The organism is Cohnella sp. (assembly GCF_041640265.1).
Taxonomy (GTDB): domain Bacteria; phylum Bacillota; class Bacilli; order Paenibacillales; family Paenibacillaceae; genus Cohnella.
Genome location: NZ_JBEQAP010000032.1, coordinates 21,223 through 45,007, shown reverse-complemented (window position 1 = coordinate 45,007; position 23,785 = coordinate 21,223). Strand labels below are relative to the sequence as shown.

At 48.9% G+C, this 23,785-nt stretch carries 24 protein-coding genes; 19 read left to right on the top strand and 5 right to left on the bottom strand.

The annotated features are described in order from the left end of the window. Window position 1: 1 nt before the first annotated feature. From ACESLK_RS20070 to araA, 3 genes are read left to right on the top strand one after another with little or no spacing between them, the layout of a single operon-like run. Window positions 2-1,618, top strand: coding sequence for a xylulokinase (locus ACESLK_RS20070; RefSeq protein ID WP_373231482.1), 1,617 nt, complete (start codon window positions 2-4; stop codon window positions 1,616-1,618). 2 nt (window positions 1,619-1,620) lie between these two features. Continuing rightward, a complete protein-coding gene (locus ACESLK_RS20065) occupies window positions 1,621-2,316 on the top strand; it encodes an L-ribulose-5-phosphate 4-epimerase (RefSeq protein ID WP_373231481.1) in 696 nt (231 codons plus the stop codon). A 42-nt stretch (window positions 2,317-2,358) separates the two neighbouring features. Next, on the top strand, window positions 2,359-3,783 hold the full coding sequence (gene araA, locus ACESLK_RS20060) for an L-arabinose isomerase (RefSeq protein WP_373231480.1): 1,425 nt from the start codon (window positions 2,359-2,361) through the stop codon (window positions 3,781-3,783). 300 nt (window positions 3,784-4,083) lie between these two features. Here the strand turns inward: araA and ACESLK_RS20055 are convergent, their stop codons facing one another. Then, window positions 4,084-4,869: a DUF4198 domain-containing protein gene (locus ACESLK_RS20055; protein ID WP_373231479.1), complete on the bottom strand. Its 786-nt coding sequence runs from the start codon at window positions 4,867-4,869 to the stop codon at window positions 4,084-4,086. Window positions 4,870-5,038: 169 nt separating this feature from the next. Between ACESLK_RS20055 and ACESLK_RS20050 the strand changes: the two genes are divergently transcribed. Genes ACESLK_RS20050 through ACESLK_RS20030 form a run of 5 tightly spaced genes read left to right on the top strand, consistent with a single transcriptional unit; the run spans window position 5,039 to window position 8,500 of the window. Beyond that, window positions 5,039-5,347: a PadR family transcriptional regulator gene (locus ACESLK_RS20050; RefSeq protein WP_373231500.1), complete on the top strand. Its 309-nt coding sequence runs from the start codon at window positions 5,039-5,041 to the stop codon at window positions 5,345-5,347. An 18-nt stretch (window positions 5,348-5,365) separates the two neighbouring features. Beyond that, on the top strand, window positions 5,366-6,022 hold the full coding sequence (locus tag ACESLK_RS20045; protein WP_373231478.1) for an ABC transporter ATP-binding protein: 657 nt from the start codon (window positions 5,366-5,368) through the stop codon (window positions 6,020-6,022). Beyond that, complete coding sequence (locus tag ACESLK_RS20040; protein ID WP_373231476.1) at window positions 6,006-6,785, top strand: ABC transporter permease; 780 nt, start codon at window positions 6,006-6,008, stop codon at window positions 6,783-6,785. The genes ACESLK_RS20045 and ACESLK_RS20040 overlap by 17 nt, the downstream gene beginning before the upstream one ends. Window positions 6,786-6,814: 29 nt before the next feature. Next, complete coding sequence (locus tag ACESLK_RS20035) at window positions 6,815-7,279, top strand: protein-tyrosine phosphatase family protein (RefSeq protein ID WP_373231475.1); 465 nt, start codon at window positions 6,815-6,817, stop codon at window positions 7,277-7,279. Between the two features lie 9 nt (window positions 7,280-7,288). Continuing rightward, window positions 7,289-8,500, top strand: coding sequence for a chromate transporter (locus ACESLK_RS20030; RefSeq protein ID WP_373231474.1), 1,212 nt, complete (start codon window positions 7,289-7,291; stop codon window positions 8,498-8,500). A 339-nt stretch (window positions 8,501-8,839) separates the two neighbouring features. Here ACESLK_RS20030 and ACESLK_RS20025 read toward each other — a convergent pair whose 3' ends face one another. The 3 genes from ACESLK_RS20025 to ACESLK_RS20015 form a co-directional block, all read right to left on the bottom strand. Next, the gene (locus ACESLK_RS20025) at window positions 8,840-9,490 is read right to left on the bottom strand and encodes a TetR/AcrR family transcriptional regulator (protein WP_373231473.1); all 651 of its coding nucleotides are present in this window, start codon (window positions 9,488-9,490) and stop codon (window positions 8,840-8,842) included. A gap of 188 nt (window positions 9,491-9,678) precedes the next feature. Further along, window positions 9,679-9,990: a hypothetical protein gene (locus tag ACESLK_RS20020; RefSeq protein WP_373231472.1), complete on the bottom strand. Its 312-nt coding sequence runs from the start codon at window positions 9,988-9,990 to the stop codon at window positions 9,679-9,681. Continuing rightward, window positions 9,983-10,351 (bottom strand): DUF6864 domain-containing function, encoded by a 369-nt coding sequence (locus tag ACESLK_RS20015; RefSeq protein ID WP_373231471.1) that lies wholly within the window; start codon window positions 10,349-10,351, stop codon window positions 9,983-9,985. The genes ACESLK_RS20020 and ACESLK_RS20015 overlap by 8 nt, the downstream gene beginning before the upstream one ends. Before the next feature lie 383 nt (window positions 10,352-10,734). On the opposite strand from ACESLK_RS20015, the gene ACESLK_RS20010 reads away from it, so the two are divergent. The 7 genes from ACESLK_RS20010 (at window position 10,735) to gshAB (ending at window position 18,718) form a co-directional block, all read left to right on the top strand. Further along, window positions 10,735-12,015, top strand: a complete 1,281-nt coding sequence (locus ACESLK_RS20010; RefSeq protein WP_373231470.1) for an L-lactate MFS transporter — start codon at window positions 10,735-10,737, stop codon at window positions 12,013-12,015. Window positions 12,016-12,084: 69 nt separating this feature from the next. After that, window positions 12,085-12,459 (top strand): Na-translocating system protein MpsC family protein, encoded by a 375-nt coding sequence (locus ACESLK_RS20005; protein ID WP_373231469.1) that lies wholly within the window; start codon window positions 12,085-12,087, stop codon window positions 12,457-12,459. Between the two features lie 5 nt (window positions 12,460-12,464). Continuing rightward, the gene (locus ACESLK_RS20000; protein ID WP_373231468.1) at window positions 12,465-14,822 is read left to right on the top strand and encodes an FdhF/YdeP family oxidoreductase; all 2,358 of its coding nucleotides are present in this window, start codon (window positions 12,465-12,467) and stop codon (window positions 14,820-14,822) included. Next, window positions 14,823-15,650 carry a formate dehydrogenase accessory sulfurtransferase FdhD gene (fdhD, locus tag ACESLK_RS19995; protein ID WP_373231467.1) on the top strand — a complete coding sequence of 276 codons (828 nt, stop codon included), beginning with the start codon at window positions 14,823-14,825 and terminating at the stop codon, window positions 15,648-15,650. A gap of 142 nt (window positions 15,651-15,792) precedes the next feature. After that, window positions 15,793-16,248 carry a MarR family winged helix-turn-helix transcriptional regulator gene (locus ACESLK_RS19990; RefSeq protein WP_373231466.1) on the top strand — a complete coding sequence of 152 codons (456 nt, stop codon included), beginning with the start codon at window positions 15,793-15,795 and terminating at the stop codon, window positions 16,246-16,248. A 73-nt stretch (window positions 16,249-16,321) separates the two neighbouring features. Continuing rightward, window positions 16,322-17,722, top strand: coding sequence for a hypothetical protein (locus ACESLK_RS19985; RefSeq protein ID WP_373231465.1), 1,401 nt, complete (start codon window positions 16,322-16,324; stop codon window positions 17,720-17,722). Window positions 17,723-17,725: 3 nt separating this feature from the next. After that, window positions 17,726-18,718, top strand: coding sequence for a bifunctional glutamate--cysteine ligase GshA/glutathione synthetase GshB (gene gshAB, locus ACESLK_RS19980; RefSeq protein WP_373231464.1), 993 nt, complete (start codon window positions 17,726-17,728; stop codon window positions 18,716-18,718). 26 nt (window positions 18,719-18,744) lie between these two features. On the opposite strand, the gene ACESLK_RS19975 is transcribed toward gshAB, so the two are convergent. Continuing rightward, the gene (locus tag ACESLK_RS19975) at window positions 18,745-19,521 is read right to left on the bottom strand and encodes a DeoR/GlpR family DNA-binding transcription regulator (RefSeq protein ID WP_373231463.1); all 777 of its coding nucleotides are present in this window, start codon (window positions 19,519-19,521) and stop codon (window positions 18,745-18,747) included. 351 nt (window positions 19,522-19,872) lie between these two features. Between ACESLK_RS19975 and ACESLK_RS19970 the strand changes: the two genes are divergently transcribed. Genes ACESLK_RS19970 through ACESLK_RS19955 form a run of 4 tightly spaced genes read left to right on the top strand, consistent with a single transcriptional unit; the run spans window position 19,873 to window position 23,745 of the window. Next, window positions 19,873-20,673, top strand: a complete 801-nt coding sequence (locus ACESLK_RS19970) for a creatininase family protein (RefSeq protein WP_373231462.1) — start codon at window positions 19,873-19,875, stop codon at window positions 20,671-20,673. Window positions 20,674-20,694: 21 nt separating this feature from the next. Continuing rightward, on the top strand, window positions 20,695-21,468 hold the full coding sequence (locus ACESLK_RS19965; RefSeq protein ID WP_373231461.1) for an ABC transporter ATP-binding protein: 774 nt from the start codon (window positions 20,695-20,697) through the stop codon (window positions 21,466-21,468). Between the two features lie 34 nt (window positions 21,469-21,502). Beyond that, complete coding sequence (locus ACESLK_RS19960; RefSeq protein ID WP_373231460.1) at window positions 21,503-22,861, top strand: FAD-binding oxidoreductase; 1,359 nt, start codon at window positions 21,503-21,505, stop codon at window positions 22,859-22,861. After that, on the top strand, window positions 22,858-23,745 hold the full coding sequence (locus ACESLK_RS19955) for an ABC transporter permease (protein ID WP_373231459.1): 888 nt from the start codon (window positions 22,858-22,860) through the stop codon (window positions 23,743-23,745). The genes ACESLK_RS19960 and ACESLK_RS19955 overlap by 4 nt, the downstream gene beginning before the upstream one ends. The last annotated feature ends 40 nt before the right edge of the window (window positions 23,746-23,785 follow it).

Sequence of the window (23,785 nt, the reverse complement as noted above, 5' to 3'; positions counted from 1 at the left end):
CATGAATCATGTGGACTTGAAAGAAGCGATAACCAAGGGAAAAACTTCGCTAGGTATCGAATTCGGATCTACGCGGATCAAAGCGGTGCTGATCGATAGTCGTTTCGAGACCATCGCATCGGGAAGCTTTGAGTGGGAAAATCTGTTGAAAGACGGATATTGGACGTACAACCAGGAGGATATTATTACAGGCCTCCAAACCGCTTATCGTGAAATGAAGCAGGAAGTGGAACGGAATTACGGAGTTACCCTCCAGACCGTGGGTTCGATCGGGTTTTCCGCTATGATGCACGGCTATATGGCATTCGATAGCACGGGTGAGCTGCTAGTGCCGTTTCGGACTTGGCGCAATGCAACAACCGGCACGGCAGCAAGGGAACTAACGGACTTGTTCCAGTTTAATATCCCCGAGCGCTGGAGTATTGCCCACTTGTACCAAGCGATATTAAACCAAGAAGAGCATGTGCCGCGCATTGATTTTGTAACGACGTTAGCCGGGTATATCCACTGGCTGCTGACCGGCAATAAAGTGATCGGCATCGGAGATGCTTCCGGTATCTTCCCTATAGATGAGTCAAGCCATAATTACCATCCAACGATGGTCAAGCAATTCGATGAATTAATCGCGGCCAAAGGCTATCCATGGAAGCTTGAGGGTCTTCTTCCTAAAGTGTATCTCTCCGGCGAGCAAGCTGGCGAACTAACTGCGGCGGGAGCCGCCATTGTGGACCCGGCTGGCGATCTGCAGCCCGGCATTCCGCTATGTCCTCCGGAAGGCGATGCCGGAACAGGCATGGTTGCGACGAATAGCATCAGGAAACGTACGGGCAACATCTCCGTGGGCACTTCCGTTTTTGCGATGATTGTATTGGAGAAAGCATTATCCAAGGTTTACCCGGAGATCGATATGGTCACGACGCCCAACGGCAGTCCGGTCGGCATGGTTCATGCCAACAACTGCTCCAGCGATCTTAATGCTTGGATGGGATTGTTCCGTGAATTCTCCGAAGCCATGGGATATGGCGTAGATTCCGGTAAATTGTTCAGCGTGCTTTTGAATAAAGCATTGGAAGCCGACCCGGATGGCGGCGGTTTGCTTAGCTACGGTTATCTCTCGGGCGAAAATATTACGGGAATCGACAAAGGCAGGCCGTTGTTCGTTCGCTCGCCTGAAAGCAACTTTAATCTGGCTAATTTCATGCGAACGCACTTATTCACTGCTTTCGGAGCATTGAGGCTCGGAATGGACATTCTGACTGAAAACGAACAGGTGGCCATTGACAGCATCTTGGCTCATGGCGGCCTTTTCAAAACCCCTGTCGTTGGACAAAAGGCTTTAGCCGCTGCGCTGAACGTACCGATCTCGGTCATGTCGACGGCCGGCGAAGGCGGGGCATGGGGCATGGCGCTTCTGGCTTCTTACATGACCAACAAGGGTCAAGAAGAGAGCCTTGAGGACTTCCTTGAGCAGAAAGTCTTTAAAGATGTTGAAGGACAGGAGATTGCTCCGGATAAAGCGGATGTCGAAGGATTCCAAGTATTCATTAAACGATACCAAGCAGGGCTTGCCATTGAACAGGCGGCTGTAGACCATCTGCTAGAGAACAGGAGGGACTAACGTTGTTAGAGCAACTGAAAGAAGAGGTATATCAAGCAAATCTGGATTTGCCGAAGCACGGCCTCGTGAAATTCACTTGGGGCAATGCAAGCGCCGTCGACCGGGAAAGCGGCCTGTTCGTGATCAAGCCGAGCGGAGTCAGCTATGAAAAGATGAAGCCAAGCGACATGGTAGTTGTGGATTTCGACGGTAAGGTGGTCGAGGGGGACCTGAGACCTTCCTCTGATACCGCGACTCACGCCGTATTGTATAAGCAATATCCGCAAATCGGCGGCATCGTGCATACCCACTCGACCTGGGCAACCATCTGGGCGCAAGCGGGACTGGATGTACCTGTCATGGGAACGACGCATGCGGACACCTTCTATGGCGCCGTGCCTTGCGCGCGGTTCTTGAACCAAGAGGAGGTTGACCGCGGATACGAAGCGGAGACGGGTCACGTTATTATCGAAACGTTCGAGAAGCGCGGATTGGATGTTATGGCGATCCCGGCCGTCCTGCTCCAGGGGCATGCGCCTTTCACTTGGGGGAAAGACGTGAAATCGGCGGTCGTGAACAGCGTCGTGCTGGAGGAAGTTTGCAAAATGAATTTGTACGCGCGGCAATTGAACCATTTTGCCAAAGAACTGCCTCAAGGCATCCTGGATAAGCACTATCTTCGGAAGCATGGGAAAGATGCCTACTACGGGCAGAAGTAATAGCCTTACCTATTATTAAATACAGAAAAGAGGATGATTAAGTTGTCAGTAACAGCAGCTAAACAGTTTTGGTTTGTCGTAGGTTCGCAGCATCTGTACGGGGAAGAAGCGCTGGCTGAAGTAAAAGCTCACGCGCAGACGATGACTGATGCATTAAATAAAAGCGGTGTGCTCCCTTATCCGCTTGTCTTGCAGGACCTGGCTATCACTGCGGATAAAATTACAAGCGTCATGAAAGAGGTCAACTATCGCGACGAAGTGGCGGGTGTCATCACGTGGATGCATACGTTCTCGCCTGCGAAAATGTGGATTCGCGGTACGAAAATGCTGCAGAAGCCTCTGCTTCACTTGGCAACCCAGTTCAATGAAAGCATTCCTTGGGCAACGATCGACATGGACTTCATGAACCTGAATCAAGCCGCTCACGGCGACCGCGAATACGGCTTCATCAATGCCCGTTTGAAAAAACAAAACAAAATCGTCGTAGGCTACTGGGAACGTGCGGAAGTGCAGCAGCAGATTGCGGATTGGATGGACGTTGCAGTTGCTTATAACGAAAGCTTCAATATCAAAGTCGCTCGATTCGGCGACAACATGCGCAATGTTGGCGTAACGGAAGGCGACAAGGTCGAGGCTCAAATTCAATTCGGATGGACCGTGGACTACTACGGTATCGGCGATCTGGTGCAATACGTGAATACCGTTACGGAGCAGGAAATCGATGATCTGATGGCCCAGTATGCGGAGCTCTACGAATTCGATTACGGCACGAACAGCAAGGAAGCTTGGGAAGCGAGCGTCAGAATTCAAGCAAGCTATGAAATCGCCCTCAAACGTTTCTTGGACGAGAAAGGTTATAACGCCTTCACGACGAACTTCGAAGATTTACATGGAATGAAACAGCTTCCCGGTCTAGCGGTTCAATGTCTGATGGCGCAGGGCTACGGCTTTGCCGGTGAGGGCGACTGGAAGACGGCCGCGCTCGACCGCTTGATGAAAGTGATGAGCCGTAATCAAAACACGGGCTTTATGGAGGATTACACATACGAGATGGCTCCCGGTCAAGAAGCTATCCTGCAATCTCATATGCTGGAGGTCGATCCGTCCTTGGCAAGCAACAAGCCGAAAATCATTGTTTCGCCGCTCGGAATCGGCGGTCGTGAAGATCCGGCGCGTCTCGTATTCGACGGCAAAGCCGGCGAAGGCGTCGTCGTATCCATGGCGGATTTCGGCACTCATTATAAATTGCTGATCAACGAGGTTTCCGCATTTGAGCCGACGACTCCGGCTCCGAACCTTCCCGTAGCTCGCGTCTTATGGACTGTGAAACCGAACTTCCAGGATGGAGTGAAAGCTTGGATCGAGAATGGCGGCGGCCACCATACCGTTGTTTCATTGAACTTGACGACAGACCAAATCGTGACCTACGCCAAGCTAGTTAACTTGGAATACGTCGTCATCAAGTAATTTAAAGACAACCGTTTCTTTCGTAAATGACTCATTCATTTACCAAGAGACGGTTTCTTTTTGTTTTTGGGAATAGTTTCGCTTTATGGATGGTATGGTGAACCTTATCACAAGTGAGGCGAAATTTTTGGCCTTAATCGCGCACAGGGCGTAGAAAGTTGCCCCATATATATAATTCATCGATGTTCGGCTCACACCATATAAAGGTGTTTCAGCACATCCATAGATAATTAAGTTATGTATGGAAAGCTTGTTATTGAGACGCTCTCAACTGTTTTATCCGAGGACATTAGAATAAATTCAATGTTGAACTATGTATGTCATGGTCGCTTCATAATCGTAATTGTTCAAATTGTGTTTTTGTGCTTCAATTTCAGCACGAACAAGGTAGTAATCCGGCTTTTCCGCTGTCCAAGTTACTTTTCCCTCACGGTCTGTGCGCATGAGCAGATCGGATGAATCGCTACGGCGAATAACGGCAACTTCAATATCGGGTACCGGTCTGCCCATTAGTAGCAGTTGGGCAGTCACTTTTTCCCCGGGCTTCAGAGCAGAAGGGTTAAATAATGGAACAAGCTCTGCCCGGTCCGGGGTTATATGTCGATCGAATCCGGTTATTTTCCTTGCTTCTTTGAAGGTTGGAATTTTAGAGGCCCCGACAAATGACTTTGCGCTTCGCAAAGTAGGTTGCGTTTGATCGCCATATGTGAAATTACCTTCTGCCGCGATAATGTATGCGCCATTTGCCGTCGTTCGAAATGAACCCGTATAATAGTTGTTCACTCCAATACGTTCTTGATCCACTTCCTCCAACTCGCCCATGTAATAAAACTGATTGGTAATATCGATGATTTCTCCTGCAGGATTCAGCACTTCTACTTTTGAATCCTTTAATTCCCACTTTCGGTCAATTCGATAACTGGTGTGGTTATCAGAATGATTCCCGAAAAATAGATCTACATATGATTGCTGTCCTGTCTCCAAAATAGGGACATTGGTTTGAGACCAACCGTTGTGAGGCGCGGCAAAAACCAGAGGACAGGAAATCAGAAAGAGAATGGCAGCGAGAAATGTCATTTTACGCATTGGATTGAACCTCCCGGATATGTTTTACTTCAACGGTGGTATTGTTTATAACTGCCATCAAATTTATACAAGTAACCGCTAATGGATTAATTGATTGAACTGGCTTGCTAATTAAGATAATATAATATCGATATCCGATATCGATAATCAATGGTGGTGTGCTACGGTGATGGAGGAACAAATCTATCGAAAACTATTCTTGGGATTCATTCAGATTCACATCCTGTATCATGCTGCACAAGAAGCGATATTCGGTTCGTGGATGCTTGAAGAACTGAAAGAACATGGCTATAAAATGAGCGCAGGAACACTTTACCCGCTGCTGCGAACGATGGAAATCAGCGGCCTATTGGAACGTGAGGATCGAAATGTCGGAGGCAAAATCCGCAAATATTATCGGACCACCGAAAAAGGCAAGCAGGTTCTTGTTGAAGCGCGTAACAAGGCTTATGAGTTATTTAAGGAAATCAAGGACTGAAAAGAGGCGCCGTCGCGGATGTTTCGATTAAGAGGGGTAAAAGCGAAAGGGATATTGCACGTCGCAGAATTGGATATTCCGGCTCATGTGGTTACGTGCATTGTAGGGGAAAGCGGCAGCGGAAAGACAACCTTGCTGAGGTTGTTGAACAAAATGGACAGCTGCAATGAAGGGGAGATTTGGTACGAGCAATCTCCCATGGACGATATAGATTCGATCGAATTGAGACGAGAAGTGGTGATGGCGCCGCAGACACCTGTCATGTTTAGCGGTACCGTGCAAGACAACTTGCAAATGGGTCTGTCCTTTGCGGGAAAGATGTCGGCAACCGGTGAATCGTTGCGGCAAGCCCTTCATGTTGCTTGCTTGGACAAAGATTTGTTGCAAGATGTGGAAAGCCTCTCGGGCGGGGAGAAGCAGCGGCTTGCGCTAGCAAGGGCTGTTTTAATGAACCCCAAGGTGTTGCTGTTGGATGAACCGACGTCTGGACTGGATGAAGATACAGCAAACACCGTGATGCAACGATTGGTCGCATTCATTCGCGGTAACGGGAAAACACTTGTCATGATTACGCATTCCCGCAGCATTGCAGATACATATTCGGATATCGTCATAGAAATGAAACAAGGAATTCCGCAGGTCAAAGGGGGAGTGAAAGGTGGACAGCACGATTGACATGTTGTTTTGGCAGCTAGCCGCGGCCTATCTGTTTGTTCTTCTTTTGACTGTAATCGTCCGAATCAAAGGCATTCCGCGGGAGAAGGAGATATTCATTGCCACCGTGCGGATGACGTTGCAATTGATTCTCGTCGGATACATTCTGGTGTATTTGTTTGAACATTCTCATCCATTCTATACGTCGCTGCTTGTGGTTATCATGCTTGCTTTCGCCATCCGCACCATCATCAAGAGGGCAAAAGTTAAGCTGTCCCGTCGCATGAAGCGAATTATCGCCTTTTCCATGACTTCCGGAATACTGCTTAGTCTCATCTGTTTTATTTTCGTAGTTCTGCGTCTCTCACCTTGGTACGACCCACGATATGTCATTCCGATTGCCGGTATGATCATCGGCAATTCGATGACAGGCATCGCTCTTGGCGTGAATTCTTTGATTGAAGGTATGCGCTCCCAAAAAGACAAGGTTGAAGCGGCGCTCATGCTGGGGGCAACACCGAAACATGCGGCGCAGGATATTGTTAACAAGGCCTTTGACGCTGCGTTGCTACCCACAATCAATTCGATGGTGGGCATGGGTATTATTTTTTTGCCGGGGATGATGACGGGTCAAATCTTGTCCGGAACGTCACCACTCGTTGCGGTGGAATACCAGATTGCCATCATGCTGGGTATTGTCGGCAGTGTTTCTTTATCCGTGATCTTGTTCGTGCAGCTCGGGTATCAAACTTTCTTTAACCGCCACAGCCAGCTTGATTTATAAATTCCATGTTCAGAGAGGAGAAGATAATAATGACCAACGAAAAAAAGTATCAGGCTCTTTTTGAAGATCGAATCTTTGTTGGCGGCGCAGACGATGTGGAGGCGATGGTGAAAGACGAAAAATGCGATGTCATTGTCGATCTCCGCGCGGAAGCCACGAAATGTGCGTACCCGGAAGCCGACGTGCAATGGGTGAACGTTCCGTTAAAGGACAACTCGCTGGAATCCGGTCAGGAACAGGTCATTCAACAAGCCATTGAGGAAGTCGTTAACGCTTATCAAAAAGGTCATACAGTAGGCTTTCATTGCGGAGCGGGAAGGGGGAGAGCGGGCACGGTAGCTGCTGGCGTACTTCTCTCGCTCGGAATTTGCGATTCCGTTAATGAGGCGGTTCAAAAGGCGAAGAGCATTCGACGCGTCGTGAACTTGAACCCTGCACAAACGGAAGCGCTAACCCATTTATTCTCGCAACCAAAACCTACGGATAAGGAGTGACCGTTTCCGATGGAATCGAATCAAGCCGCTGTTCAAAATCAGCCGAAAAGCAAACTGCGGGCGCTTTTGGAAGTATTGGGGGTCTCGACCAAGCTGGGACTTACTTCGTTCGGGGGACCGATCGCCCACCTCGCTTATTTTCACGACGAATACATACGCCGGCGCAAATGGATGGATGAGCGCAGTTACGCCGATTTGGTGGCGCTATGCCAGTTTCTGCCCGGACCAGCCAGCAGCCAGGTCGGAATCGGCATTGGCGTCATCCGTGCAGGACTGCTGGGCGGTTTGGTCGCGTGGCTTGGCTTTACGTTGCCCTCTGTCATTGCGTTGGTTTTATTCGCCTTTCTGCTGCAAGGTTTTGATATTGGCGGAGCAGGATGGATTCATGGGCTCAAAATCGTCGCTGTTGCGATTGTCGCTCATGCAATTCTCGGCATGGGACAAAAGCTGACGCCTGATCGGAACCGGGCGACGATAGCTATTATTGCGGCATCCGTTACACTGTTATGGCAGACGGCATTCAGTCAGGTTTTGCTGATTATTGCAGCGGGTATGATCGGACTGTGGATGTACCGAAAAACGGCCGTTCCGGATGCTCCCAACCTGCAGGTGCCTGTAAGCCGCGGTTTTGCCGTCTTTTGTCTCGTTCTGTTTTTTGGACTATTGATCGCGCTGCCCCTGCTTCGACCGTTTTTCGCAGGCGCCCCGCTGCCGTTATTCGACAGCTTTTATCGTGCAGGTTCTCTTGTATTCGGTGGGGGCCATGTCGTGCTTCCCCTGCTCGAAAGGGAAGTCGTTCCCACCGAATGGGTCAGCAGCGAAGACTTTCTCGCCGGATACGGCGCAGCACAAGCAGTGCCCGGACCATTATTCACCTTTGCCGGATACTTGGGGGCGATGGCAAATGGGATATCCGGGGCTTTGATCGCGACCGCTGCTATTTTCCTGCCTGCATTCTTGTTAATCATCGGAGCTCTTCCGTTTTGGAATTCCTTACGTACCAGTCCGAAGGTCCAGGGCGCTTTGATCGGCATCAATGCGGCGGTAGTGGGAATTCTGCTCGCCGCGCTCTATAACCCGTTGTGGACCACTGCGATTTTGGCTCCTGTCGATTTCGCGCTTGCGGCAATCCTGTTTATTATGCTTGTCTTCTGGAAACTCCCGCCATGGGTCGTTGTTATTGCTGGGGCTGCAGGCGGGATGTTGATAGGGTTCATTTAACTTGGTTATCCAAACAGGAAACGGGGCAACGGATTCCGGCTAATCTGTTGCCCCGTTCTTCTTTGATTACCCCATGCCACTTGGAAAATACCTCGACGTAAGGAGTTTCGCCTTAGCGATGATATGCTGAACCGTACCATAAATAACGGCAAGTTTTCCAGCTAAGCTTTCTTCCGGGAACGGGTGAACCGGTTTACGGTCATGCGGATGAGAGGAGTTCCAATAATTGTTGGAATAAACCAGAGGAACAAGTACGGAATACCTGTTAGGGAAGCGACCGGCTGACCGTTAAAAATGATAGACTTTTAAATGAACGGCGTTTACTTAAAAGTAAAAAAATTAGGCCAATCGATGAAAGGCCTTGTAGATCATGTTCTTCGCATGCTCGGTCAGTTTTCTCGTCCGCTCTTCATCAAACATGGGCATTTGGATCACTAACGCGACAATTCCATGCATCGTTGCCCATAGGACATCGCTGTAGACTTCAGGCTCACCCGGTTGCATCGCTCCTTGATCAAGAGCATAGCGAACGGCATCGACCAAAACTTGGAACGCCTGAACACGCGGGGCTTGCTCCCCTTGCCGGGATTCGATTAAATAATCGATCCTCCACATGAACATCAACCGATAGTAAACAGGATTGTTCAATCCGAAGAGGACATAAGCTTCGCCTAAACTGCCCAGCCGCTCCCATGGATCTGCACTGCTGTTGGCAGCCTCGGCAAGCTGGATTCGAAAAAGGCTAAAGGCGGTATCGACGACCGTAAACAACAAGTCGTCCTTATCGCGGAAATATAAATACAGGGTTGCCGCAGAGCAACCGACTCGCTCGGCCAGTTTCCGCAAAGAAAAATCATGGTATCCCAATTCAAGGAACATTTCGCTTGCTGTTTGCAGAATGAGGTGACGAAGCTGTTCCTTTTGCTCTCCTCGCCGCCGCCGGCGGACTTTGCGGGGAGAGCCGTTCTCTTTGTCATGTGCATCAAACATAAAATACTCCTATAGATGAACAGTGTTTATTTATTTTATACCATATTTTCTCAACTTAAAGCAATCCCAGTTCGCACAATAAAACTTGCCGTTACAGACAGCGCGGTGAACAGTACCATCAATAGTGGGAACTTTTTGCTTCGACTCTTTATGAACTTAGAAAGTTTATTCCTAATTAGGTGTGCGATTCACCCGCCGGTATCCTTAGATCGCGATCCGATCAAATATCCGATAATCGTCATTTCGACTGGGAGCACCAGCGACCACAATTCTTTTAATCCGAAATCGGCTGAACGGTACTTCTCAGGTGTCAAAGTATAGACTAGCGCGATGAGGAGAATTCCGAGCGCGATCGTGCCTACGATGTACAAGCGGACGTTGTCCCCCGAGCCAAAGAATCTTCCGAGGAAGCCGAGCTCTGCTTTGCGTTTCTCGTTCTCCGCGTTCGCCGCGATGATCTTGCTGGCGACTTTAGGATCTTGGATTTCGATTTTATTCATGATCCAAGACCCCTTCCCCCGCGTAAAAAGTAAACGTCAGGACCCAAGCCGTCATATCGAAGTTTATGGTTACCTCGTAACGTAGAGACAACTTGCGATTGTTTAGAACGCCGAGATGGATCATATCATGGTTGCCGGTCGGTTTGCCTCTTGGGAAGTTGACGCACGCGATGCGCACCTCATTGTAACGGGTAAGCCGAATGTCAGTCGTGAAGTCATCCCGTTCCGCTTCATATTCAATGCAAAAAACAAACGTTAAAGGATCGTTCTCTTCGGACAACGTGATTTCGATCGGGCTCATTCCGTAGGCGAATACTCTTCCGTGATAAACGACTTCGAATCCTCCGGACGTTATTTTCATGCTCATCCCCCAAAGCAGACTGCCATTCGTACGAGCGTCATCTTTCTATTTTTATGAATAAGGTGATCGGTACATGACAATTGTAATAAATCTATACATTCTATCGATAAAAGGGCTGAGAACAGGTTTGAAGTATTGTCAAGAATGCGTTTACATGCTATTCTGAGAGAGGTCAAATTTGTCTGAATTGTGGACGTTCTCACAAGCGGCTTGAACTGGAACAGCGCTCCTGTTGCCGGACAAGCTTTTACGGTACCGAAGGTTGGTTGAGCATAGCGACCCTGTGTATAAACAACCGTCATTATTCATCCCTTAGCATAGCTGCGGGGAGAATTCTGACGGTTTATTTTATTATGCATAGAAGAAGAATCAGGAGGCATTTTATGCAAAAGGTGAAAAATCGGTGGCTCATAGCAGCCTCAGCCGTAGGAATCCACATTTCAATTGGATCGGTGTATGCTTGGAGCAATTTTACGAATCCGCTTATGAAACAGTTCGGATGGAAGGCAAGTCAGGTTCAATTTACGTTTAGTCTAGCCATCTTGTTTTTAGGATTGTCCGCCGCATTTCTGGGCCACTTCGTGGAGAAACACGGGCCTCGTAAGGCCGGACTGGTCGCTGCGGGATTTTTTGGAGCCGGAATTATGGGTTCTGGACTAGCGGTACATTTGGGGTCGTTGCCTTTGCTGTATCTTTTCTACGGGGTATTCGGCGGAATCGGCCTGGGGGTTGGTTACATCGCTCCCGTATCCACCCTTGTCAAGTGGTTTCCGGATCGGCGCGGACTGGCGACAGGCTTGGCGATCATGGGATTTGGTTTCGCAGCTGCCATAAGCAGCCCGATTATGGACTCTTTAATCACATCGGTAGGCGTAACCCGTACGTTTTATATTTTAGGCGCTGCGTATTTGACGATAATAACCTTATCCTCACTTTATCTTAAGAAGCCGCCTGCGGATTGGGTGCCGGAGGGATTGAAGCAAAAGGTTGAGGCGGGGAAAAGAACAGTGGCAGTCGATCTTTCCCAGCTCACTGCGAACGAATCGGTAAAAACCTCCCGGTTTTACTATCTATGGCTCATGCTCTTTATTAATGTAACATGCGGTATCGCCATTCTTTCCGCCGCGAAGCCGTTGGCCCAGGAGAGCATTGGAATGAGCGCGGTGGAAGCTGCGGCGCTTGTCGGAATTCTTGGTCTGTTCAACGGATTTGGACGAATCGGTTGGGCAAGCGTGTCTGATTATATTGGTCGCCCGAATACGTACACGACATTTTTCATTCTGCAAATCGTTCTCTTTGCTATACTGCCGCATACAACCAACTCGTTATTGTTTCAAGTGATGCTAATGATCGTTTACACCTGCTACGGCGGAGGGTTTGCCTCTATTCCAGCCTATATCGGGGATCTGTTCGGAACGAAGCAGCTTGGTGCGATCCACGGTTATATTCTGACGGCTTGGGCGGCCGCTGGGCTGGCGGGGCCGATGTTTGCCGCCTGGATTAAAGATACGACAGGAAGTTACGCCGCGAGTCTGTCTTTCTTCTCGGGATTGTTTATCGTTGCGCTGTTCGTTTCCATTCTCATCCGCAGAGATATTCGCAAACTGAAACAACAGTCCTCCCTTCCATCCCAACCGGGCATTGAGTCGGCTAGAGTATCCTAAGGAGCTGAAAAATGAATACAATAGGGATATACGCAACTATTGATCAACATAAAAGAGGACTATCTGCTAATGAACAATTACGAAGCTGAGTTCAGCAATTTGGTGCGGGCCTTTCGAAAACGGCATATGGGAAAGGGACCCAGCCATATTCGGACTACGTTTTGCAAGAATTGGGCCATCTGTGAAATGCAAGGAAACCTTTCGCCGGTCGAGAAGTTTATTGCTACTGCGGAAGAGGGCAAGCAAATGTTAAGAGCTGCCCGGACGGAAATGGTAAAGCAAATGTACAAGAAGCATCCTCCTCAAGAGATGGAGGATCTTCTTGGTGCTAAACTTATCGACCTCTATGTGGATATCGATATCGATAAAGACTTTGGGATGTCGATCTTTGTGTTTGATAAAAATCTGGAGGAGAATTTCAGCAAAGGTAGTAGAGAAGGGTGACAAAGATGGGGAAAACGAAACATCCAGGCCCTCAGAAGAAAGCGTTAATGCCTGCGCCAAAGCTATGGGTAAGTCCGATTCCGTTCGGACTCGGTAAATTGAAGCCGAAGCATATTCGGGACACGATGCAAATTGCCTGGGATAACCGGGATAACCTGGGCTATGCCGCGCGTATTATTACTAAAGGCGTATGCGACGGTTGCGCCCTGGGTGTGTCGGGAATTTATGACCAAACGCTATCGGGGCCGCACATCTGCACAACAAGGCTTAATGTATTGAGACTGAATACGATGGGTCCGATTAAACCGGAGGTTCTGCATGCGGACATTGATGAACTGCGAAAGTATGACAGCACGCAGCTTCGACAATTGGGCCGCATACCCTATCCGATGATACGCCGCAAAGGAGATCGTAATTTTACCCGTATCTCTTGGGATGAGGTCTTGAATCTCATTGCCGGCAAAATGAAAGAACTGGATCCGAAACAAGTCGCCTTTTATTTAACCTCCCGCGGAATTACGAATGAGTCTTATTATGTGGCGGGGAAGGTCGCCCGGTTTCTTGGCGCGAATAACATCGACAATGCGAGTCGAATTTGTCACTCTCCCAGCAAGACGGCCTTAAAGCGCTCTATTGGGGTAGGGGCATCGACTTCTAATTATCTCGATTGGATCGGGACGGATGTCCTGTTATTCTGGGGCAGCGTAGCTTCTAACAGCTCACCTGTTTCAACGAAATATATGTTGGAAGCAAAGAAAAAAGGGACCAAAATTATTGTCATCAATCCTTATCGGGAACCGGCCATGGAGAAATATTGGATTCCTTCTAATGCCGAATCCGCCTTGTTTGGAACCAAGCTGGCTGACGACTTCTATCAGGTAAACATTGGCGGAGATATTGCCTTGATGCACGGCATTATGAAGCATTGGTTCGATATGGAGGAACAACAACCCGGTTCCGCGATCGACCATTCCTTTGTGAAGGATCATGTTAACGGCTATGAAGAGCTGAAGGATCATGTACAGAAGCAATCGTGGGACCCTATCATAGCTTCTTCCGGTATTTCCAGGGAACGGATAACCGAGCTGTCGGAACTGCTTGCGAATAGCGCGAACGCGGTTTACGCCTGGTCTCTCGGACTAACCATGCATATTTTTGCTACCGACAATATTTCCCAAGTCGCAAATCTTGCACTTCTTCGAGGTCACTTGGGACGCAAGCATGCAGGTCTGATGCCATTCCGAGGCCACTCTTCTGTACAGGGAAGCGGGGAAATGGGAGCGGATCCGTTTGTGCTTCCCGGGGGCGATTTCTATGGCGAAAATGTGGAGCGAGTGGAGAAGCTTTGGGGGTTTGAACTAGAGAAGTGGCAAGGGGATGTCGTAGGGGTTACGCTGGAAAACATCATGCTGCCGGAGCATCATGAGCGTAAAGTCAAGTTATATTATTTATCCGGCGGCAATTTCCTTGAGACGATGCCTGATCCTTCATTTGTCGAACGAGCGCTTTCTCAATTGGATATCCGCATTCACCAGGATATTATTTTGAATACATCCACATTAGTGGACGCCCAAGAAGCGGTTATTGTTCTGCCGGCGAAGACCCGGTATGAACAAGAGGGCGGCGGAACTTCAACCTCCACCGAGCGAATGGTTTACTTCTCGCCTGAAATTGAAGGCAATAAGAATACAATCGAAGAAGCGCGCGCAGAGTGGAAAATATACACTGATTTAGCAAAGAGGATTAAGCCTGAAACCGCTCATTTGGTCGATTTTGAAGATGCGCAAGCGATTCGCGATGAGATTGCAGCTGCCAATCCGAATTATGACGGTATACAACATCTCAAGAAACAAGGGGATGTGTTCCAATGGGGTGGAGCCTGGCTGTGTGAAGACGGAATTTGTCCTACGCCCGATGGAAGAGGGAACCTGATTCCGGTCAGCATCCCGGACTTGGACAAAAAAGCCGGTGAATTCTACCTGACGACACGCCGCGGCAAGCAGTTTAACTCTATGATTTATAAGGAAACCGACCCCATTAATGGTGCAGGGCGATACGATGTTCTGATGAATGCGGAGGATGCGAGAGCATTAAGCATTCAAGAAGGAGAAGGGATTGTCGTCTATAACGGCTATGGCGTCTTCCAAGGTCGAGCTAAGCTTGTAAACATAGCGAAGGGGAATGTAGGCGTCTATTTCCCCGAGGGCAATTTCTTGCTTCCCAAAGGCCGTTATGAGGAGTTCTCCAAGATCCCCGACTATAATGTTGGGGTAAAAGTGGAGAAAGCCGATCGTTATAACGCCGGAAAAGACGTTCAATACGTGGAAAAAAGGATTGAAGAGTTAGAAATGGATGTGAACTAGTTGGGGGACGAAGAGACAACAAACGGTTTCGTTCTTAATCGGCATAAGGTTATTCGTTATCTCGATCATCAATGGAGCGAGACCGATGATGACATTGCCGTGGAGTACCCGCTGACTATTGTTGTAGATGGGGAAGAGTTTGCCACGATGGTTTGCACCCCTACTCACCTTGAGGAGCTGGTTTACGGATTTTTGGCATCGGAAGGCCTGATTCGATATGCGAATGAAGTGCTGTCCTTGTCCATCGACGAGAGTCGCGGATATGCTTATGTCGTATTGAAAAATAAAAAAACAATCAACAAGGACTATTATTCGAAACGATTCATCGGGTCTTGCTGCGGTAAAAGCAGGCAGTTTTACTTTAAGAATGACGTCCGGACCGCACGGACGGTCATGAGCCGCACACAGATTACGGTCGAGCAATGTTTTGCACGAATGAAAGAAATGCAGGAGCAATCCCGTGATTTTCTTGTTTCCGGCGGGGTTCATAATGCGGCGATGTGTACTCCCGAGGGCTTGATCATTGCCCGTACAGACATTGGCAGACATAATGCGCTGGATAAAATATTCGGATATTGCCTTCAGAATCGTGTGAAACCATCAGACAAACTGATTGTTTTTAGCGGTCGAATTTCTTCGGAAGTTCTGCTGAAAGCAGCGAAAATCGGGGTCGGCATTGTGTTGTCGAAGTCGGCCCCGTCTACGTTAGCTTTAGATTTAGCTGATGAATTGGGGATTACAACCGTAGGTTTTATACGGGGATCTTCCTTGAATATCTACACGCACCCGGAACGGATTGCGGATACACATAACAACACTCGATCTTGATTGCCCTTTAAATATCGCTTAACGTAAAGTGGGTGGTCGACATTGGGAATCCAAAGCTGACGGCACTTGAAGCCAGCATGGAGAAACAATATACTTGCAATTCGCAACCATATTAACTATACTCACATCATGAGGGGGGAAGATGATGACGGCGAATTTGAGAACTACCTTCCAATTGCTTATGCGCAGATATGGTAACTTGAGCGAGAACTGCTGCGAGAGCTGCTGTGATTCAAGCATCACGCTATTGCAGAGCAACATCATGCATGAAATTAAGCGCCAGCATAATCCGTCCATGCAGGAAATCGCATATGCATTGGGCATTGATATTACGACGTTCAGTCGGCAAGTGAAAACGCTTGTTGAGAGTAATCTTGTGAAGAAAACGCCCGACCCTCAAGATAATCGGATTCAAATCTTAACCCTCACGCAAGAAGGGGAGAGATTAAATATGGAGATTGATAAGCAAGTAAACAGCGATTTAAATCAGGTTTTATCGCAATTGAGCGAATTTGAGCGACAATCCGTCATTAATGCGTTACGTTTGCTTGATAAAGCGATGCTACAATCCAATGTATGCTGCCCTCCTCCGAAATAACGGACGATTTTATTTCAACATATAGTTGCATTTTGCAATTAATAAAAGAAATTATGTAAGGAGTGCAGCTGTTATGCATACGAAATGGGATTTTTCGAAGCGGTTAGACCTGTTTAACGGCGAAAGCAGCAGTTTGTTGTTGGATGGAAAGTGGGGACTCGAGAAGGAATCCCAGAGAGTCACCCCATCGGGGGAACTTGCTATGACCGATCATCCTGCAGCATTTGGCCATAAACTAATGAATCCCCATATCACCGTTGATTTTGCTGAAAGCCAGATGGAGCTGATTACATCTCCCTTTGCATCTGTAGAAGGAGCATTTGAAGAATTGAATCATTTACAGCTTTATGCAGAAGCGGAGCTGGGAGAAGAGCTGCTTTGGCCTCTAAGCATGCCGCCAAAGCTACCGGCCGAGGAAGGTATTCCGCTCGCCAGATTCGGAGATTCCGAGGAAGGCATAGAGAAGGAGGTTTACCGAACCGGTCTATCGCTCCGTTACGGCAAAAAAATGCAGATGGTTTCGGGCATTCATTATAATTTTTCCTTCGGAGATCGGATGCTTGCTTACTTGTACAAACAATTCAGTGAAGGTAAGAACATACAGGTGTTCACGGATGAATTATATGTTGCTATGTCAAGAAATTTTCTGAGGAACCGATGGCTATTGATCTACCTGTTCGGAGCTTCGCCTTCAATTGATTCTACCTATTATTCGGTTATGTGCCAGGAAATAAAACGCGTAGCGTGGTGCTGTCCAGAAAACTGCAGTCCGATCGTAAGTTATGAGAAGAATGCTGTCTCGCTTCGGGTCAGCCGCTTCGGATATTCAAGAACCGCTCAAGGTAATTCTATGCGTATCTTTAACAGCCTTCAGGAATACACAATGGGCATACGCAAGCTTCTGAATGATAATGTTCTGCAAAAAGAAAGTGAGTTTTACTCATCCATTCGTCTGAAGCAGGTGACGGAAAAAGGCGAAACCCAATTGGACGCGTTGGAAAGAAGGGGTGTTAAGTATGTGGAGGTACGGATTCTCGATTTGAATCCTTTTCACAAGACGGGCATGGATTTGAATCAGCTGTATTTCCTCCAAGTGTTCATGCTCTACTGCCTCATGGAGGATAGCGGTATGATTTCTGAAGCGGAAGATCAATTAATGAACAGGAACCATCATCTTGTATCCCTTTCGGGCAGGAAGCCCAATCTTAAGCTCTATCCATATAACAAGCACCCAGTACGATTACAGGAGTGGGCGGAAGAAATCTTCTGTAAGCTCAGATTAATTGCTTCCGTCATGGATATATCCGATAGCAGCAACAAGTATCATAACAGCGTAGAGCTTCAATATAAGAATGTGCTCGATCCATCGCTGCTTCCATCTGCAAGCATCCACAAGGAAACAATGAAGTACAAAGAAAGCTATTTGGAATTTGGCATGAGGCGGGCACGGGCGAATAAGAAACAGGGGGGATGAAAAATGCAAAATATAAATGTAAATGGATTAGAGCTTTCAACGCAAATTCTCATAAAAGAAGCACTAAGAAGAAATATTGAAGTGGAGATCTTGGACCGTGGTGATAACTTCATCCGTCTGACCAAAGACAGCAAAGTGGAATATATCAAGCAGGCAACGAAAACTTCTGCGGATACTTACGTTTCCTCGTTGATTATGGAGAATAAGAAAGTAACTAAGATGATTCTAAAAGAGCGCGGTATCCAGGTTCCGGCAGACTCTACTTTTCTTTCTATTGAAGAGGCGATTATGCAGTATGATCAATTTGCAGGTCAGAATATCGTCATCAAACCTAAGTCCACCAACTTTGGAAAAGGGGTGGTTATCTTCAAGCCGCTTGATTCAAGAGTGGATTATTACAACGCAATAGAACACGCATTCAAGTATGATAGTTCGATCATGGTCGAGCAATTCTTAGCAGGTAAGGAATATCGATTTCTCGTTATAGGTGATCAGACAGCAGCCGTTCTGCATAGAGTTCCTGCGAATGTAACAGGGGACGGCGTTCATACGATCGAACTGCTGGTGAAGGAGAAAAACAAAAGTCCGCTTAGAGGGACCGGGTACGTTACTCCATTGGAGAAGATAAAGCTAGGAGAAATCGAAAAGGGGTTTTTACAGGTGCAGGGCAGGGACTTAAGCGATATTCCCAATAAGGGAGAGACCGTCTATTTAAGAGAAAATTCCAATATCAGCACAGGCGGAGACAGTTTGGATTTCAGCGATGAGGTGCTGGAAGCATATAAACTCATTGCTGTTAAGGCGACAAAAGCGGTTGGAGCCAAAATATGCGGAGCCGATCTAATGATTCAAGACATTCATGCAGAGCCGAATCCCAGCAATTATGGAATCATTGAATTAAACTTTAATCCGGCTTTACATATACACAATTTTCCCTATCAGGGCTTAAATAGGCAAGTTGAGCAGAAGGTACTGGATTTGCTGGGTTTTTCTTAATTAACCATGACCTAGGGCAACACCGATTACGTGACAGGTACGATGCGAATCGGATAGCCGGCGGTCTTATAAACATCGGCTTCGTCTTCATCAAGTCTATTCTCGGTGATGATCTCGTCAAACGAATCAAGACTGGCAAAGATCGCGAGCGAGTTATAACTGAACTTGGTCGAATCGACAAGCAGAACGTTTTTGTCCGCCGCGTTCATGGCAGTTTGTCTGGCACCTACAAGCATGGGCGACCAGGCCATGGCTCCCTTGGCATGAGAGATGGCTTCACAAGTAAGGAATGCAACATCCACCGTTAGCGAAGCGAGCATCTTCTCTGCATAGATGCCGTCCAGGCTGTAAGCCCACTTGCTTAGCCGGCCTCCTGTACAGTAGACGTCGAAACTGCCGAATCTCTGTTCGTTCGAGAGAAGCAGTGCCGTGTGCAAATCACGGGTAATGATCTTCAGACCTTTGAACTTCTCCAACTCATCCACCATAGCCGCGACCGTCGTCCCTGCATCCAGAATAATGCTCATCCCGTCCTGGATATGGTTCACGGCTTCCCTCGCAATGGCAATCTTCTCAGCTTTGTTCTCATTCGCCCGCTGATCGTAATCGGAGCCCATGAACCTTTTAACCTTAACAGCCCCGCCGTGGGACCGCTGAATTCTGCCTTCGGACTGCAACAGGTCCAGGTCGCGCCGTATGGTCATCTGCGAGACGTTGAACTTCTCGGCCAGTTCCATAATCGTTATCTGCTGCTTAAGCTCAAGCAACTTCATGATTTCATGTTGTCTTATTCCCATGAGCATAGGATGAACCCTCCCGAAATCGGCCTGACCGGATTTTTACCGGTAGTTTTTAGCAATTATATCTTTCTTCCGTTCCGTTGTCAGCAAGAAATCGTACAAGCCAATGTTCATTTGATGTGAATTCAAGCTGTATAAAGTTTCGTTTATGTGAATTAAAGCTATACAATGTTTCGTTTATGTGATATATATGCTATATGAATGTTATTTTCATGTAATTTTAAGTAACATAATATACTGGATTCATCTTTGAATATCATAAATTAATGTGGTTATGGGGTGGTTTCGCCATTTAATGTTATGTTATGTTACATAAACAAAATTTGAATAATTGAATGTGAGGTGAGTGATTTGGTGTTCAGATATAATGGAAACGCCTTTGATCGCCGCTTCCTGCCCCGGCTAACGACCCGGGAGATTGAAGCGATGGCGAAGGATGAAGTGTTGATTGTTCTTCCGGTGGGCGCAATCGAACAGCATGGGCCTCACATGCCTGTCTACACGGATACCCTGCTTGGAGAGGCGTTGATGGCGGAAGCATTCGAGCACCTTCCCGAGGACGCCCCCATCTGGCTGATGCCCTCTATCAGTTACGGCAAAAGTACCGAGCACGCGGAATTCCCTGGAACGTTCACATTGTCGGCCCAGACTTTGATGATGGTGCTGCAGGACATCGCTGCATCTGTCGCCAGAAGCGGGTTTAAGAAACTGCTGCTATTCAACACCCACGGAGGCAACGCCGACCTGCTTGGCATGATGTCGAGGGAGATCCGTCTCTCAACCGGACTTGTCGTGTACCGCCTTGATCCGGGTGCAGTCCATTACAGCGATTCATTCATCGACGACGAGGAGAAGGCGAGCGGCATTCACGCAGGAGACGTGGAAACCTCTCTCGTAATGGCAGTCTGTCCGGATTGGGTCCATCCCGAGCTGGCTCTAAGGGAGATGCCGAAGTTTCCCCAGTCGGCCTCATTCTCCTTCCGCTCCAAATCGTTTGCTTGGGTTATGAAAGACATCTCCCGCAGCGGAATCGCCGGCGACGCGACGAAAGCGAATCCTGAACGAGGAGAGGCGATGCTAAAGAAGGCGGGACCGCTTCTGGCGGAAGCGCTGCTGGAAATTGCGGCATTCGACATGGGATCTCTAAAGGAATAAGGAGAGGGGTTGTAACAACCTATGGAGGCAACTGCAGGTAGAAATGAAAGGGTGCGAATGGGGCGGCTGTCCAAAGTGTATCCGAACGGAACCGTCGCCGTTCAGGACGTGAATCTCTCTATTAACGAAGGCGAATTTCTCTGCTTTGTCGGTCCGTCCGGCTGCGGAAAGTCAACCATCTTTAAGATGATCACCGGCCTGTCCGGACCAACGGGAGGAACGCTTGAGGTCATGGGAACCACTCCCAAGCAAGCCCGCAAGCAGAGCGATACGGCATTTGTCTTCCAGGACCACACGCTGCTGCCCTGGAGTACCGTTATTGACAACGTGGCCCTCCCGTTGGCGCTTCGAGGCGTATCCCGCAAGGAGCGTCAGTCGGAGGCAGAGCGCGTGCTTGAGTTGGTGGGGCTTAAAGATTATATGAAGTCCATGCCCAGACAATTGTCCGGGGGGATGAAGATGAGGGCCTCGATTGCCAGGGCGCTCGTGTCCAAGCCCAAGCTGCTCCTGATGGACGAACCGTTCGGCGCGCTGGACGAGATTACGAGGCAGACGCTTCAGTTCGAACTGCTCGACCTCTGGAGCCAAGACCAGGAAATGACTATACTTTTCGTCACGCATAATGTTTTCGAAGCTGTTTTCTTGTCCACCCGTGTTGCTGTCATGACCCCCAGACCCGGTAAGATAGCTGCTGTAATTGACGTACCGGTTCCTTTTCCACGCAACGAATCTTTCCGTACTACCCCGGAATTCGGGCAGATTGTTCGTTCCGTATCGGATGCTCTGAAGCACTGACTCATAGAACAGGAATGGAAAGGAGGGTTGCCTGATGACGGTTGTATGGACTAAGGAATTGGCGGATTTAATCGGGGAAGAAAGGCTGCACCTCGGTTTCGACCAAGTTGATAAGCTGTCGAAGGATTATTACTGGTATTCCCCCGTGCTGGAGCCGCTGCTCCGGGACAAGAGAGCCGACGCAATCGTTGTTCCGGAGACAGAGGAGCAGGTCGCCTCGGTTCTCGCCTTCGCTTACCACCACGCAATTCCGATTACGACGCGTGGATCGGGAACTGGAAATTACGGTCAGGCCGTACCGTTGGAAGGCGGCATTGTGCTGGACCTGAGCCGACTGAATGCCGTGCATGAGGTGACGGACGAATACGCCCGGGTTCAGGCGGGCGTTCGCTTGGGAGCGCTGGAGAAGCATCTGCGTGAGCAAGGCAAAGAGCTCCGGATTTATCCGAGCACGTTCATGAAGGCAACGGTAGGCGGTTTCGTCTGCGGCGGATCCGGCGGCATCGGTTCAATCACCTGGGGAAACCTCTGGGACGGCAACGTGCTGGAAGCCGTGGTGTACACGATAGAGGAGACGCCCCGGAGGCTTGTCGTCAACGGGCCGGAGCTGGAAGCTTACATTCATAATTACGGAACCAACGGTATCGTAACGGAGCTGAAGATCCCGATCTCAACGAAGGTGTCCTGGAGACAGACGGTCGTGCAATTCGACGATTTTGAAGCGGCATACCGTTTCGCTCATGCGGTGGCATCGGACGACTCCGTCCGCAAGCGGCTGGTCACTCCCATCGAATGGCCGATTCCATCGTTCTTCAAACCGCTTGCGAAGCAGCTCGAGACAGGGGCAAACGCGTGCTTTCTGGAGACCGAGGACGGCACCGAGAATACGCTTGCGGCTCATGCTTCCTCGGTTGGCGGACGTATCGGTTATGTCATCCCCTCCGATCAATACCGCAAAACCTTAGGCTTATCCGACTTCACATGGAACCACACCACTTTATGGGCGCTAAAGACAGATCCTACGCTCACTTATCTCCAGGCGGGCTTCCATCCGGTCGATTTCCCCCGGCAAATCGGTCAGATCAAGGCTGAGTTTGGCGACGAAGTACTGCTGCACCTCGAATTCATGCGTTCGGCGGGCATCATCATCCCCGCCGCGCTGCCTATCGTCCGCTATACGACTCACGAACGCTTATACGAGATCATTGCGTTCTTCCGTTCGATTGGCGTCGGAATCAACGATCCCCACACATGGATGCTCGAGATGGGCGGACGCGGACAATTGGAGGTGATGCTTGCCGCCAAGCGAGCGAACGACCCGCGTTCCTTGTTAAACCCGGGCAAGCTGCAAATTCCCGCTGAACAGGAAACGAAAAGGAGTGATGTGAGATGAGGGAAGAGATCGTTAATAATACCGCTGACCCCGGTCTTTATTCTCTATCGGAGGCAAACACGGAAGCGGCATCGGAGAGGAAATTGTCCAAATCAATGCTGGCATGGTTGAAAACGGTTCTGCCTCCAATCGCCGCGTTCGTGATATTCATTGGAGGATGGGAGCTTTTCTGCCGACTGGCCGACATGAAGCCTTATTTGCTGCCCAAGCCCACCGATATCGTTCGAGCTGCATCGGAGAACGCCGGTAATCTATGGGTATCGGTGTATACGACGATTACCGAAGCGGTGCTTGGATTTCTGCTCAGCGTCGTACTGGGAGTCGGATTTGCGATCCTATTGGCGAGCTCCAAGCTTGTCGAGAGAAGCGTCTACCCCTATGCCATTATATTGCAAACCATACCGATAGTGGCCGTCGCGCCGATCATCGTCATCTGGTTCGGTGCCGGAACCAACGCGATCGTCATCATCGCATTCCTGATCGGCTTCTTCCCTATGCTGTCCAATACACTGATCGGGCTCAACTCAACCGACCACAACATGAAGAACCTGTTCTATCTTTACAACGCCTCGCCTTTGCAATCCATGTTCCGTCTGCGCTTGCCGTCTGCGCTGCCTTACATCGTCGCCGGACTTAAAATTTCCTGTACGCTTGCCGTTATCGGAGCCATCGTGGGCGAATACATCGCAGGCATCGGAGGCGGGCAGGGGGGCTTAGGCTATGCGATCACCGTAGCCGCCTCCCGTCTACGAACCGCTTATTTGTTCGCTTGCGGCTTTTCGGCGTCTTTGCTCGGAATCTGTTTTTTCCTGCTGGTCAATGCATTCTCCAAGTGGATGCTCAGCTCCTGGCACGAATCCGAGATGAATTCGCCGGAAGGGTAGAGGACGACAACTCGAAAGGATGGTGTCGGCCATGCTGGCT

Bases quoted from the DNA above. Each gene is read 5' to 3' on its own strand.
- ACESLK_RS19975 (WP_373231463.1), bottom strand. From the start codon at position 19,521: ATGCTCATGGGAATAAGACAACATGAAATCATGAAGTTGCTTGAGCTT.
- ACESLK_RS20045 (WP_373231478.1), top strand. From the start codon at position 5,366: ATGTTTCGATTAAGAGGGGTAAAAGCGAAAGGGATATTGCACGTCGCA.
- ACESLK_RS20030 (WP_373231474.1), top strand. From the start codon at position 7,289: ATGGAATCGAATCAAGCCGCTGTTCAAAATCAGCCGAAAAGCAAACTG.
- ACESLK_RS20070 (WP_373231482.1), top strand. From the start codon at position 2: ATGAATCATGTGGACTTGAAAGAAGCGATAACCAAGGGAAAAACTTCG.
- ACESLK_RS20000 (WP_373231468.1), top strand. From the start codon at position 12,465: ATGGGGAAAACGAAACATCCAGGCCCTCAGAAGAAAGCGTTAATGCCT.
- ACESLK_RS19990 (WP_373231466.1), top strand. From the start codon at position 15,793: ATGATGACGGCGAATTTGAGAACTACCTTCCAATTGCTTATGCGCAGA.
- ACESLK_RS19965 (WP_373231461.1), top strand. From the start codon at position 20,695: ATGGAGGCAACTGCAGGTAGAAATGAAAGGGTGCGAATGGGGCGGCTG.
- ACESLK_RS19955 (WP_373231459.1), top strand. From the start codon at position 22,858: ATGAGGGAAGAGATCGTTAATAATACCGCTGACCCCGGTCTTTATTCT.
- gshAB (WP_373231464.1), top strand. From the start codon at position 17,726: ATGCAAAATATAAATGTAAATGGATTAGAGCTTTCAACGCAAATTCTC.
- ACESLK_RS20010 (WP_373231470.1), top strand. From the start codon at position 10,735: ATGCAAAAGGTGAAAAATCGGTGGCTCATAGCAGCCTCAGCCGTAGGA.
- ACESLK_RS20020 (WP_373231472.1), bottom strand. From the start codon at position 9,990: ATGAATAAAATCGAAATCCAAGATCCTAAAGTCGCCAGCAAGATCATC.
- ACESLK_RS19960 (WP_373231460.1), top strand. From the start codon at position 21,503: ATGACGGTTGTATGGACTAAGGAATTGGCGGATTTAATCGGGGAAGAA.
- ACESLK_RS20015 (WP_373231471.1), bottom strand. From the start codon at position 10,351: ATGAAAATAACGTCCGGAGGATTCGAAGTCGTTTATCACGGAAGAGTA.
- ACESLK_RS20055 (WP_373231479.1), bottom strand. From the start codon at position 4,869: ATGCGTAAAATGACATTTCTCGCTGCCATTCTCTTTCTGATTTCCTGT.
- ACESLK_RS20035 (WP_373231475.1), top strand. From the start codon at position 6,815: ATGACCAACGAAAAAAAGTATCAGGCTCTTTTTGAAGATCGAATCTTT.
- ACESLK_RS20050 (WP_373231500.1), top strand. From the start codon at position 5,039: ATGGAGGAACAAATCTATCGAAAACTATTCTTGGGATTCATTCAGATT.
- ACESLK_RS20005 (WP_373231469.1), top strand. From the start codon at position 12,085: ATGAACAATTACGAAGCTGAGTTCAGCAATTTGGTGCGGGCCTTTCGA.
- ACESLK_RS20025 (WP_373231473.1), bottom strand. From the start codon at position 9,490: ATGTTTGATGCACATGACAAAGAGAACGGCTCTCCCCGCAAAGTCCGC.
- ACESLK_RS19985 (WP_373231465.1), top strand. From the start codon at position 16,322: ATGCATACGAAATGGGATTTTTCGAAGCGGTTAGACCTGTTTAACGGC.